We start from the raw sequence: 13,552 nt of genomic DNA on the forward strand, positions 1-13,552 counted from the left end.
ACTTTTTCACCTCAAGTAAGTTAAAACTTTTGCCCGTATTTATTTAGAAAATATATATTATCACCTTTACTTATGCTTAATACTCCTTCCCCTGCCTTATCAATATAATCTGCTTTTATTTTACTATTTGTTAATTTTAAATCTCTGTAATATATGTCTACATCGTCTCTAAAAAATCCTTTTTTAGTACAAATAAAAAATTGATCTATTACTTCAATATCAGAATATTTAAATGGTATTACTTCTTCTCCATCTAAATTTATAACTCCAACCTTAGTTTTTCTGTCATAATTTTCTATTATAAAAAAGTCCTTTATATCTTTAGAGTCATATACCCTTATATTAACATTATCAATCTTAAACTTTTCATTTCCCTTTGAATCCATAAAGCTTAACCCGTTATAATGATTATAAAATACAGATACCCCTGATTTTGTAGTTCCCGTAAAAATATAATCTATAGGTAATCTATATATCTCATTAAGGTTCTTATCTAATACGACATTTTCAGAAGTATCTACGTCTTCTCCTACTATTATTCCATCTATAAATCCATCATACGAATTTTCGAAACTTATTGGGTTATTTACTTCATTTCCTTTTGTATCTATAAGTTTTGACCTTGCGCCATCCTTCACAATAGCATATCCATTTCTAAAATCCTCTGCATATTCGTAAATTAGCGGAATAACTTCCTCTCCCTTTTCATTTATATACCCATATTTCTCATCATACTTAACCAAAGCTAGTCCATCTACAAAACTTCCTAAAACATTATATTTTATTTGTCCTACTTCTTTTCCGCTCTTATCTAAGTAGCCCATTCCTATTTTTTCATCATTATTTCCAACCTCAACATAGTTATTTATTGTTCTAAATATTCTATATTTATCTGTTCTAAATAATTCATTTCCCTCTTTATCAATTACTCCTGATTTACCATCCTCAAAGTCCACTACTGCAAGTCCATTATTAAAAGGCGATGCATAATAATATTTATTCTTTACTACTAAATTTCCCTTTAAATCTACGTATCCATATCTTCCATTTTCATATATAACAGCTAACCCTTCTGATGAATCATATGCACTACTATATTTAGGCTCTATAACAATATCTCCATATGAATTTTTAAATCCATATAAACCATCTTTATCAAAAGCATATATATTAGATTTAAACTCCTCACTATCCGAATCCTTATTTATATTGTTATCGTTCTCTATAGTAATATTTTCTTCTATATTTATGTTTTCCTCTATTTTAGCTTCATAATTATAGTCATTAAATTTACTATATGATTCTAGTCCTAATTTTACTAGTACGGATATTAACGATGCTAGCAAAATAACTATACTTATAATTATAAAAACAATATATTTTTTCTTTAATCCCTTTGACATGAATTCCTCCTAAAACCCTATTTATATTATTATTATTCCATATATTTATAAAATGAACAATTAAAATACCTTAATTAAATTAATAAAGTATGATATATGAATTAGTACATCATACACCATACTTTTATAACTAAATTTAATTTACTTTTTTAATTTATTTATTATATCGCGTAGTTCTGCTGCTCTTTCAAATTGTAAATTTTTAGCTGCATCCATCATTTCTTCTGTGTATTTCTTAATTAATTTTTTCTTATCTTTTTCAGAAACCGCTTTTACTTCTTCTACTTCATAACTCGCAGAATCTTCTGCTACCTTTGTTGCTTCTATTACATCTCTTACTCCCTTAATAATTGTTTGTGGAGTAATTCCGTTTTCTTCATTATACTTAATTTGAATTTCTCTTCTTCTTTCTGTTTCTTTTATTGCTTTATCCATAGACTTAGTTATATTATCAGCATACATTATTACTTTACTTTCAGAGTTTCTAGCTGCTCTACCTATTGTTTGTACTAGTGATGTCTCTGAACGTAAGAATCCCTCTTTGTCAGCATCTAATATTGCAACTAATGCAACTTCTGGAATATCTAGTCCCTCTCTTAAAAGGTTAATTCCAACTAATACATCAAATTCTCCAAGTCTTAAATCTCTTATTATTTTCATTCTTTCTATAGTTTCTATATCAGAATGCATATAAGTAGTTTTTATACCTAAGTCTTTTAAGTACTTAGTTAAGTCTTCTGCCATTCTCTTTGTAAGTGTTGTAATAAGTGTTCTAAACCCTTTTTCAGTAGTTTTCTTTATTTCTGCATATAAATCATCTATTTGACCTTCTACTGGTCTTATTTCTATAACTGGATCTAATAAACCTGTTGGCCTTATTACTTGCTCAGCTATATTAGTTGAATGATCTATTTCATATTGTGCTGGTGTTGCACTTACAAAAACTACTTGATTCATCTTATTTTCAAACTCAGCAAATTTTAATGGCCTATTATCATATGCACAAGGTAATCTAAATCCAAATTCTACTAAGGTATCTTTTCTAGATCTATCTCCTGCATACATGGCCCTACATTGTGGTAAAGTAACATGGCTTTCATCTATGAACATTAAAAAGTCATCTGGAAAATAATCTAGTAGCGTTTGTGGTGGGGTTCCTGGCCCTCTTCTATCTAATATTCTTGAGTAATTTTCTATTCCACTACAATAGCCCATTTCTCTAATCATTTCTATATCATAATTAGTTCTTTGTCTTAACCTTTGTGCTTCTAATAGCTTTTCTTGACTATTAAGTTCCCTTAATCTGTCTTCTAATTCATCTTCAATGGTTTTTATAGCTCTTTCTAAAACTTCAGGTGAAGTAGCAAAGTGAGATGCTGGAGATATTGATACATGATTTCTTTCTCCTAATATATTTCCTGTTAAAACATCAAATTCTCTGATTCTCTCTATTTCATCACCAAAGAATTCTACTCTAATTCCTTTATTAGATGAAGATGCTGGGATTATGTCTAAAGAATCACCTCTAACTCTAAAGCTTCCTCTTGAAAAATCTATATCATTTCTTTCATATTGTATTTCTATAAGCTTTCTTATTATTTCATCTCTTTCTTTTTCCATTCCTGCTCTTAAAGAGATTGTTAACTTCTTATACTCCTCTGGATTTCCAAGTCCATAAATACAGGAAACTGAAGCAACTATTATTACATCTCGTCTTTCTAATAAAGCTGATGTAGCTGAGTGCCTAAGCTTATCTATCTCATCATTTATTGATGCATCCTTTTCTATAAATGTATCTGTTTGTGGTACATATGCTTCTGGTTGATAATAATCATAATATGAAACGAAGTATTCAACAATATTATTCGGGAAAAACTCCTTAAACTCAGAACATAATTGAGCTGCAAGAGTTTTATTATGAGCTAAAACAATTGTTGGTTTTTGAACTCTTTCTATTATATTTGCCATGGTATATGTTTTACCTGAGCCAGTTACTCCTAATAAAGTTTGCCCTTTATCCCCTTTATTTATAGAATTTACTAAACTATCTATAGCTTGCGGTTGATCTCCAGTAGGTTTAAATTTTGATTCAATCTTAAATTCAGGCATTTACTCACCCCCATAAAATTATTTGTTAATATTTATATTTTATCTTTTATAACTTTCTTATTCAATGAATAATAATCTTTTTATTATAAAACAAAAAGAAAGCTTAATGCTTCCTTTTCATTTCTTCTAATACCTTCTTAAAATCATCATTATCTATATTTAATGTATCATCTATATTTACCATTTTAGGTACAAGTAATATTCCTAGTCTTTTATTTTTGGGAATTATTTTTAAATCTACTATTTCTCCTGAAATCTTTTTTATCTTAATTGAAATTTCATGAAGACTATCCTTAACTATCTTAAAAATATCTACTTCTGACATAGCTTTTTCATTATTAATTTCTATTATTTTATCTCCTCTTCTTATACCTGCTTCATAAGCTGGAGAAGTAGGAGCCACTTCTAATATAGATACTCCACTATCATCAGTAACATATATATATTCACCAGAATCTTCTAATTTCTTCTGAATTCTTATCATAATTTCATGAGCTAATGGTGCAAATACTATAACTACAATTTGTCCAATTATTCCAAATTGAGCTAATTGAGCTATAATTGTTAAAGATATGCCATAAATTAATATTCCAATTCCTGAATAAACTGGTTTCTTATTTTTACCCTTTGTAAATGATACAGAATTATAACTTATAACACCATATAATGGAATTGCTGATATAATAGCTGTACTTAATATTAATAATGTTTCTGTTCGATTTATTAGTGGCCACCAAGTTGGTGTTTCAATTGCTGTTGTAGCAAAACTAGATAAATCTCCAGAAAAAGCTATGAATATAGCAACTGGCAATGCCCAATACCTATTATAAGCAAAGCCACCTACTATTTTATTATCTTTATTTGAAAAAACAGGTATCGCTCCTCTTCCTCCATCAAAGATTACTAAAAATCCTTCTACTACGTGCATAAGTCCAACAAAAGTCATAAGTGCTAATATATTTATATTTATATATGATTTAGTATTTGTTATATTAGCCAATACACTTGATAATATACTTATTGCTCCTAAAACAGCTCCTGAATATGAAAAACATATGAATCTCTTTTTAACAAAAAGTAATAGAACTGATATCATAAACATTATTTCTATTCCAGAATTTTCATTGAATACAATTCCTAAGCCACTTAGAATTAAGCTTATTGTTGCACCGCCTATTATTCCTAATGAAATTTGAGAAAGTGTAAGCTCTAGAGGAGAATTTATACTCTCCCCTATAGTCATTTTTTGCATTATTGTTATTCTTTTGTTTTTTAAATAAAACATTATTCCTAAAACTACTAGCATAAATATGTGCATTGGCTCAATTATGGCATATGCTACAGTTCTTAATGTATATAGTATCAACTCCATCTCTGAGCCTCCTATTTTAACTTATCTTTTATAACCTCTAGCCCTTTATTAAATTGTGGATCTATACTCCTATTATACTCTTTTGATAACATTTCTTCTGGAATAGTTACCTCTATATCTGGCTTTATTCCTATTTTGTGTATATTTTCTCCATTTGGTGTATAATATTTTGAAGTTGTTACTTTTAATCCACCACTTCCATCCTTGAATTCTATAAGTTGTTGTACAACACCTTTACCGAAGCTTGTTGTACCTACTATTGTTCCAGCTTTATAATCTCTTAAGGCTCCTGTAACTACTTCTGATGCTGATGCACTTCCTCCATCTATTAATATTACTAATGGCATGCCCTCAGCTTCTCCTCCTACAGATTTTGACTCTTGTTTGTTTTCATATTTGTCTACGGTATATGTTACTACCTTTCCTTTTGGTATAAATTGTGAAGCAACATTAACTGCTTCTCCTAAGAAACCTCCTGGATTTCCTCTTAAGTCTAAAATCATGCCTTTCATGCCTTGATTTTTTAATTCAATTATTTTTTCCTTAAAATTCTTTGCAACATCTTCATCAAAAGATGCTATTTGTATATAGCCTACGTTTCCATCTATAATTTCGCCTCTTACTGAAACTACTTTAATAACATCTCTAACTATTGTTATATCAAGGTCTTGTGAGTTTGCTCTTGCAACTGTTAATGTTACAGGCTTTCCTTGCTCACCCTTTATCATAGATATTGTTTTTTCAACATTAGGCTCAACTATATCTGTGCCATCTACTTTTAATATGACATCTCCACTTTTTAATCCCGCTTTTTCAGCTGGAGAGCCTTCTATTGGTGCTACGATAGTAACCTTATCATCTTTAATACCTAGTTGTGCTCCTATTCCAACAAAATGGCCTTCACTTTGCTCTACAAATGATTTATATTCATTTGCATTCATAAAAACAGTATATGGATCCTTTAACGACTGAGTCATTCCCTTTATAGCAGCCTCCAACAAAACATCATCATCTATTTGCCCATCATACTTTGCTAATAATGCTTCCCTAACTTGAAATAATAAGTTATATTTCTTAACGTCTTTTATATCTCCTAAATCCTTGGCAACATCTTCACTTACATTTTTTAATGTTAATCCACTAAATGCAAATACATTTCCTATATAGAAAAACATTATATTTGAAAATATAAAAGCTATAACTATCGCCACTATAATTATTGATTTTTTAGAGCTATTATTTACTTTTTTATTTTTGCTGTTATTCTCCTCCATATTCCTAATACTTCCTTTCATAAAAACTCATTCTGTCGTATATACATTATCTATACTCTTAGATTACCTTAAATATGTTTTAAGTGGAGTATATACTCCACTTAAAACATATTAATTATTTTATCTTGTTATTCTATATTTTATACATCTAAGAATTTTCTTAATGCTACAGAACTTCCTACTGCTCCAACAATTGTTCCTCCTAATATGAATATCCATGTCAAGGTTCCAAGAACAAATCCAGGAGTAACTAATGTAACTAAGAACATATTAGACACTATGTATCCATAAGCCCACTTATATAATGCAAATAATGATAAACTTGCAAATAATGATCCTACTATACCAATTATCATACCCTCAATTATAAATGGCCACCTTATAAACCAATCAGTAGCACCTACAAATTTCATTATTCCAACTTCTTTTCTTCTTGAATACACTGTTATTTTTGTTGTGTTGGTAATTAAGAATATAGATACTCCTACAAATACCACAAACAATACTAATCCTGCTATTCTAACTCCATCAACAAATGAACTTATTGCATTTATCATTTCTTGTTGATTAGAAATATCTTCTACACCAGTCATATCCTTTACTGAGCTTCCAATAGCATTTGCATAAGCTGGATCTTTTAATTTTACTATAAATGAGCTAGGAAGTGGATTGTTTTGTAAATCATATCCTTGTAATAATCCTGGATTATCTTTTAAACTTTCTTTAAAATTTAAAAAAGCTTCTTCTCTTGACTCATATATTACTTCTTTAACGCCATCTTGCTCATTAAGCTTCATTTCTATTTCTCTTTGATCTAATAACTTTACATCCTCTTTTAAGTAAACTTTTATTTCAACTTTTGATGCTACATCTTCTATTGCTTTATTAAAATTCAGCCCTAATAAAGTAAATGTACCAAATATAAAGAATGTTATTAGTACCGTAATCATGGCTGCTATACTTAATGTTCTATTTCTTCTAAGACTTTTTAAGGCATCTATAAAAAAGTACTTTAGTGTATTAAACTTCATCTTCGTACATCCCCCTCTTAGTATCTCTTGATACACATCCTTTTTCTATGGCAATAACTCTCTTTTTCATATTATCAACTATTTCTTTAGCATGAGTAGCCATTAATATAGTCGTTCCTGCTCTATTTATATCTTCTAATAAATCCATTATTTCTTTAGCTGTTTCTGGGTCTAAATTCCCTGTTGGCTCATCACATATTAAAACTGAAGGATTATTAACTATAGCCCTTGCAAGTGCCACTCTTTGTTGCTCTCCACCAGACAATTCATTTGGGAACATTTTGTACTTATGGGAAAGACCAACTAAAGATAATACCATTGGTACTCTTTTTCTTATATCCTTTGCTGATGTTTCTACAACTCTCATAGCAAACGCAACATTTTCATATACATTTAATGTTGGTATAAGTCTAAAGTCTTGGAAAACCATTCCTATTTTTCTTCTATAGTAAGGTATTTGCCTTCTTGTTATTGTTGAAAGCTTCTTTCCTGACACTACTATTTCTCCAACTGTTGGTTCTGTTTCCTTAATTAACATCTTAATAAAAGTTGATTTACCTGCTCCTGAAGGTCCAACTAAAAATACAAATTCACCTGATTCTATATTTATATTTACATCCGCTAAAGCCTTAACATTGTTATCATATAGCTTAGATACATTCTTAAATTCTATCATTTCAAAACACCTCGCATCAGCCTATTTTTTTAAAAGTTGCTAAACCTATAGCGTTATTATAGCATAACATCCTCTAAGGAAAAACTTTTTTTATACTTTTACTTCTAATAAAATCTATATTTTTTTTATTTTCTTCAGAATTCTCTTAATTTCTTAATAATCTGCGAACCCCTTACCTAAAGCCTCTGTTGATTCACTCACTGTTAAAAAAGCCTCTGGATTTCTATGCTTTATAAATTGTTTTAAAGTTATAAATTGTTTAGAACTTAAAACTGTATATATCACAGTTGTATTTTCTTTTGTATAGCCACCTTTCCCCGACAAAATAGTACACCCTCTATCAATCTCATTATTTATAAAATCCACTATTAGTTTTTCTTTATTTGTAATTATAAATACTTGTTTAACTGGATTAATTCCAGCTATAAATCTATCAACTAAATTTCCTATTAATATAGCACTTAGAAGTCCAAATAATCCCTTTTCAACACCAAATGAATAAATTGCTAATAATGTAACTGTACAATCTGCCATTAATAGTCCCTGCCCAATTGGTATATGAAGATACTTATTTAAAATTTTTGCTACTATTGCAGTTCCTCCAGTAGATGCATCTTGATAAAAAACTATTGCTGTTCCCATAGCTAATACAGCTGAACCAAATATACATGCTAGTATTAAATTTTCAGTAATAGCTTTAGGATGTAAAAATGCTTCATATATCCACATAAAAAATGATAGCATAATGGTTGAATAAATGCTTTTTGCCCCAAATGAACTACCTATCAAAAAAAATGCAAGGATAAATAATATAATGTTAAATATAAATACTAATATACTTGGATTTATATTTATAATTTTATTTATCGCTAATGCCAACCCAGATACCCCACCTGCTGCTATGTTATTTGGAAAGAAGAAGTATTCTAGTCCTGTTGCTACTAATGCTACTCCTAAAGTTGATAAAATATATTCTTTTAACTTATTCATACGTTTTTTTATTCTCCTTCTAATAAATAGTCCCATCCCTAAAATTATTGTATATTCTTAAATCCTTCTCCCATAACTTCATGAACTTCTCCAACTGTTATAAAAGCCTTAGGATCTATTTTACTTATATACTGCTTTAATTTTATAAATTCACTTCTTCCCAATACTGCATATATCACATAAATATCAGTATTGGTAAATCCACCTACTCCTTTTAAATATGTGCATCCTCGCTCTAAATCGTTCATTATAAATCTACCTATTTCATCATTTTTAGAACTTATAATAGTTACTTCTTTACAAACATGGAAACCTTCTATTACTTTATCAATAGCAATTCCATTAATTATTACTGAAAGTAATCCATATAATCCTATGTTTATGCCAAAAGTAATTGCCCCTAATAAGGTTACTATAAAATCTACTGATAATAATGACTTACCTATATCAATATGAAAAAATTTATTCAATATCTTTGCTATGGTGTCTGTACCACCCGTTGATGCATTTGCATTAAACACAATTGCCATTCCTATTGAGGTTATAAGAGTTCCAAATATTGCTGCTAACATTAAATCATTTGTTATTGCTTGAGGATTTAAAAATTTTTCTATTATTGTCATCATTCCTGCCAAGCTAAAACTAGATACTATAGTTTTGACCCCAAAGTTTTTCCCAAGAAAAATAAATCCGATTACAAACAAGATTAAATCCATAATAAACACTAATGGTCCAGTAGACATCGCTGGTATATAATGATTTATTACTATAGCTAATCCAGTCAATCCCCCTGCTGCTATATTATTAGGAATAAAAAAATATTCTAATGATATAGCAACTAGAAACACACCTGTAAGTATTAAAACATATTCCTTTATTTTTTCCTTCATTATTATATGCCCCTTTCTTAGAGAACTTCTATTATTTTTCCTCATTTTATTCTTTTCTATCCGCAGCTTTAACCCTAATATTATAGTATTTTCATTTAATAATTAAGTAAACCACTGTTACTATTATATTACTATTTTGGCAAATTGTAATTTAAAATTTTAAAATAAAAAGCTGTAGAAATTTTCTACAGCTTTAGTGGTAAATATAGCTATTTTTTTAGTAATTTATTTAAATTATTATAGTAAACTTTTTATTTTTTTAGAGAAATTGCCTTTTTAACTTTTTCTATAACATTACTAGCTGTTAAACCATACGCTTCTAATAATTGATTTGGCAATCCACTTTCCCCAAATACATCATTTACTCCAACCTTTAATACAGGCACTGGAGCTTCTTCAGTTAAAACTTCTGCAACCGCTGAACCAAGTCCACCTATTATATTATGTTCTTCAACAGTAACTATAGCTCCTGTTTCCTTTGCAGCTTTAACTAACAACTCTTTGTCAATTGGCTTTAATGTGTGAATATTTACTACTCTTGCATTAATTCCATCTTTCTTTAATTCTTCTTTTGCTTCTAATGCAACATCTACCATTATTCCTGTTGCAACTATTGTTACGTCATTTCCTTCTGATAATGTCACGCCTTTTCCTATTCTAAATTCATAAGTTTTTTCATCATTTATAACATTTACAGCAGCTCTTCCAAGCCTAACATAGCAAGGTCCATCATACTCTGCAATAGCTTTTATAGCAGCTTCTGTCTCTACTGCGTCTGCTGGGCATATTACTGTCATATTAGGTATACTTCTCATTAAAGCTAAATCTTCTATAGCTTGATGAGATGCACCATCTTCTCCGACTGTTAAACCAGCATGAGTTGCACATACTTTAACATTTAATTTTGGATAACAAATAGAGTTTCTAATTTGTTCGAAAGCTCTTCCAGCTGCAAACATTGCAAAAGTACTAACAAACGGTATTTTTCCACAAGTGGATAATCCTGCTGCAACTCCCATCATATTTCCTTCAGCTATCCCCATATTAAAGAATCTTTCTTCACAAACAGCTTTAAAATCTGCAGTTTTTGTAGATTTAGAAAGATCCGCATCTAAAACTAATATATTCTCATTAACATTAGCTAATAATGCTAATGCTTTTCCATAAGCTTCTCTTGTTGCAATCTTCTTACTCATTAGTTATTACCTCCAATTTCTGCTAGTGCTTGCTCACATTGTTCTTTACTTGGTGCTGTTCCATGCCATGCTGCTTGATTTTCCATAAAAGAAACACCTTTTCCTTTTATAGTGTTACATATAACAGCAGTAGGTTTTCCTTTGCAATTTTTAGCTTTATCTATAGCATCTATTATTTCTTCTATGTTATGACCATCTATTACTAATACATTCCATCCAAAGGCTTCAAACTTTTTATCTATTGGTGATGGATTCATAACTTTTGTTATATCTCCATCTATTTGCAATCCATTAAAGTCTACAAATGCAGTTAAGTTATCAAGTTTATAGTGAGCTGCTGACATAGCTGCTTCCCAAACTTGGCCTTCCTCAAGCTCTCCATCGCCTAAAAGTGTATAAACTCTATAGTCCTTCTTATCAATTTTCCCTGCTAAAGCCATTCCTACAGATGCAGAAATTCCTTGGCCTAAAGACCCAGTTGACATATCTATTCCAGGTAAGCATTTCATACTTGGATGCCCTTGTAATCTTGATCCAATTTTTCTTAAAGTTTTAAGCTCTTCAACAGGAAAATATCCTTTTCTTGCTAATACACTATATAAAACAGGGGCTGCATGTCCTTTAGATAATACAAATCTATCTCTATTTTCGTCCTTAGGATTTTCTGGGTCTATATTCATTTCTCCAAAAAATAGTGTAGTTAATATATCTGCCGCTGATAATGAACCACCTGGATGCCCTGATGCTGATTCTGTTAGCATTGAAACTATATCCCCACGAACAGTTTTAGCTACTGATTTTAATTCTTCAATATTTTTTATCATTTTTTATCCTCCTAAGATTTAAATTTACCTGTCAATATATATTTTCCTATATTCGCTAAAATTATTTTAGCATAACATTTTTATTTTGTATATACTATTGGTTCTGTTTTTTAATAAAATATATATTTTTTACACTTAAGTGATACTCTATTTAAAAATAGTATATCACTTTTGCTATGTTTTATATAAATAAAAGAAACCCTAATCGGGTTTCTTAAGTATTTAATATACTCTTTTTCTCAAAAATTTATGCAAGATTCAAACTAATTAATAAGGCTTTATTAACTTTCTTCATATCAGCATCTGTCATATGCCCTATTTTTTCTTTTAATCTTTTTTTATCTAAAGTTCTTACTTGTTCTAATAGAACAACTGAGTCCCTATTCAATCCATATTCTTCTGAAGAAATTTCAACATGCGTTGGCAATTTAGCCTTATTTATTTGTGAAGTTATAGCTGCAACTATAACTGTAGGACTATATTTATTGCCAATATCATTTTGAACTATTATAACAGGTCTAATCCCACCTTGTTCTGAACCTATAACAGGACTTAAATCTGCATAAAAAATATCCCCTCTTTTTACTACCATAGTCGTCATTAGAAATATCACACTCCGCAAAGCCAGTTCTCATATTCGTTAATATCTGCAATTTCGCACTCGAAAGGAAGTTGTGAAAGCTCCAAATTAATTTTAGACATTTCTTTGTAGCCCTCTTTCATTAATTCTAAAAATTCCAAATCAAGTTGGTCTTCATTATATTCTATTAAATTGTAATCAATAAATTGACTATTTTTTTTAATTTTAACTACATTTTTTATAAAATTTAGTTTTTTAACTTTATTAGACATAATTTGCCTCCAGGTAGTAAAAATCTATGTATAACTCAATTATATTGCAAATTATGTCACTTTGTCAAAACATATGTTTCAAATTCTTTGTTTAAATTTATATTTCTATAGTTTTTTTATAATTTAATAAAATAATATTAAGGTTTAATTTATAAAACTATTTTTACACTTATGTACTCCATTTTCTTTAACCTCTTAACGCGTACTAATATCGAACTGGTTATTTTTATTTTACTTTGTTTCTATATCAATTAATCTAGAAATCCATCCTCTAATTGCTTTAGTTTTTGGAAATCCCTATACACAATCCTTATTCTATCTTTTCCATTTTTGTCATAAACGATGGCTCCAATTGGAGTCTCTTCATTCTTATCTATGAAAACCTTAATTTTATCTAAATGATTATTTTTTAAAAATACCTCACTGGTAAATTCTATATACTCTGTGTCTCCCCACTCTTCTTGTCCCTCTTTTATTCCATCTTCATTAATTGGGTATGATAATAATTTATTCATAAAAGCTAAAGAATGTATTTTATCCATATCATCTTCCATTGCATATTCTTTATTTGATATGTTGTCTTTAACTATAATTTTATTATCTTTGTATATCTTTGATCTTTCTTCTCCAAAGTCAATTCTTTCACCAATATCTTTTAAATAATAGTGCTTAGTTTCTTCTCTTTCCTCTCCCCTAGAATTTTTTATTATATACTCTACTTTTGTACTATAACATTTTATTTCTCTTAGAGATTTTATTATCTCTTCATTACTTGGCTCAGATGTAATTCTAAATAATATCACTAAAAGAATCAATATAACTGGTATGCATACCATAAGTATTAATAATAATTTCTTTTTCATAAATCCTCCCTAAAGCTTTAGTACTTATTAATACTAATATTAGCTTTAGATGGATTTTATTCATACTTTAAA

The 13,552-nt window shown here is 29.2% G+C and carries 13 protein-coding genes; all 13 read right to left on the reverse strand.

Annotated elements, in window-relative coordinates; translation table 11 throughout:
• Positions 1 to 20: 20 nt before the first annotated feature.
• The 13 genes from ACYUEX_RS17335 to ACYUEX_RS17395 all read right to left on the reverse strand — a co-directional run bounded on the left by ACYUEX_RS17335 (position 21) and on the right by ACYUEX_RS17395 (position 13,480).
• Positions 21 to 1,403: a WG repeat-containing protein gene (locus ACYUEX_RS17335; RefSeq protein ID WP_460289274.1), complete on the reverse strand. Its 1,383-nt coding sequence runs from the start codon at positions 1,401 to 1,403 to the stop codon at positions 21 to 23.
• A gap of 141 nt (positions 1,404 to 1,544) precedes the next feature.
• Entirely contained in the window at positions 1,545 to 3,512 is a 1,968-nt protein-coding gene (gene uvrB / locus ACYUEX_RS17340; RefSeq protein WP_460289275.1) for an excinuclease ABC subunit UvrB, read from the reverse strand.
• 103 nt (positions 3,513 to 3,615) lie between these two features.
• Positions 3,616 to 4,884: a PDZ domain-containing protein gene (locus tag ACYUEX_RS17345; protein ID WP_460289276.1), complete on the reverse strand. Its 1,269-nt coding sequence runs from the start codon at positions 4,882 to 4,884 to the stop codon at positions 3,616 to 3,618.
• 11 nt (positions 4,885 to 4,895) lie between these two features.
• Entirely contained in the window at positions 4,896 to 6,158 is a 1,263-nt protein-coding gene (locus ACYUEX_RS17350) for a S41 family peptidase (RefSeq protein WP_460289297.1), read from the reverse strand.
• A gap of 140 nt (positions 6,159 to 6,298) precedes the next feature.
• On the reverse strand, positions 6,299 to 7,189 hold the full coding sequence (ftsX, locus tag ACYUEX_RS17355) for a permease-like cell division protein FtsX (protein WP_411169127.1): 891 nt from the start codon (positions 7,187 to 7,189) through the stop codon (positions 6,299 to 6,301).
• Positions 7,179 to 7,865, reverse strand: coding sequence for a cell division ATP-binding protein FtsE (gene ftsE / locus ACYUEX_RS17360; protein ID WP_411169128.1), 687 nt, complete (start codon positions 7,863 to 7,865; stop codon positions 7,179 to 7,181). The genes ftsX and ftsE overlap by 11 nt, the downstream gene beginning before the upstream one ends.
• A 153-nt stretch (positions 7,866 to 8,018) precedes the next feature.
• Positions 8,019 to 8,855, reverse strand: coding sequence for a YitT family protein (locus ACYUEX_RS17365; RefSeq protein ID WP_411169129.1), 837 nt, complete (start codon positions 8,853 to 8,855; stop codon positions 8,019 to 8,021).
• 44 nt (positions 8,856 to 8,899) lie between these two features.
• A complete protein-coding gene (locus tag ACYUEX_RS17370) occupies positions 8,900 to 9,745 on the reverse strand; it encodes a YitT family protein (RefSeq protein ID WP_460289277.1) in 846 nt (281 codons plus the stop codon).
• A gap of 251 nt (positions 9,746 to 9,996) precedes the next feature.
• Positions 9,997 to 10,941, reverse strand: coding sequence for a transketolase family protein (locus tag ACYUEX_RS17375; RefSeq protein ID WP_460289278.1), 945 nt, complete (start codon positions 10,939 to 10,941; stop codon positions 9,997 to 9,999).
• Positions 10,941 to 11,765, reverse strand: a complete 825-nt coding sequence (locus ACYUEX_RS17380; protein WP_460289279.1) for a transketolase — start codon at positions 11,763 to 11,765, stop codon at positions 10,941 to 10,943. The genes ACYUEX_RS17375 and ACYUEX_RS17380 overlap by 1 nt, the downstream gene beginning before the upstream one ends.
• 247 nt (positions 11,766 to 12,012) lie before the next feature.
• Positions 12,013 to 12,366 carry a type II toxin-antitoxin system PemK/MazF family toxin gene (locus tag ACYUEX_RS17385; RefSeq protein ID WP_411169133.1) on the reverse strand — a complete coding sequence of 118 codons (354 nt, stop codon included), beginning with the start codon at positions 12,364 to 12,366 and terminating at the stop codon, positions 12,013 to 12,015.
• Between the two features lie 8 nt (positions 12,367 to 12,374).
• Entirely contained in the window at positions 12,375 to 12,617 is a 243-nt protein-coding gene (locus tag ACYUEX_RS17390) for a hypothetical protein (RefSeq protein WP_460289280.1), read from the reverse strand.
• A 251-nt stretch (positions 12,618 to 12,868) separates the two neighbouring features.
• Positions 12,869 to 13,480: a germination lipoprotein GerS-related protein gene (locus ACYUEX_RS17395; protein WP_460289282.1), complete on the reverse strand. Its 612-nt coding sequence runs from the start codon at positions 13,478 to 13,480 to the stop codon at positions 12,869 to 12,871.
• Positions 13,481 to 13,552 lie beyond the last annotated feature (72 nt).

This window comes from Clostridium sp. CTA-7 (genome assembly GCF_054768095.1).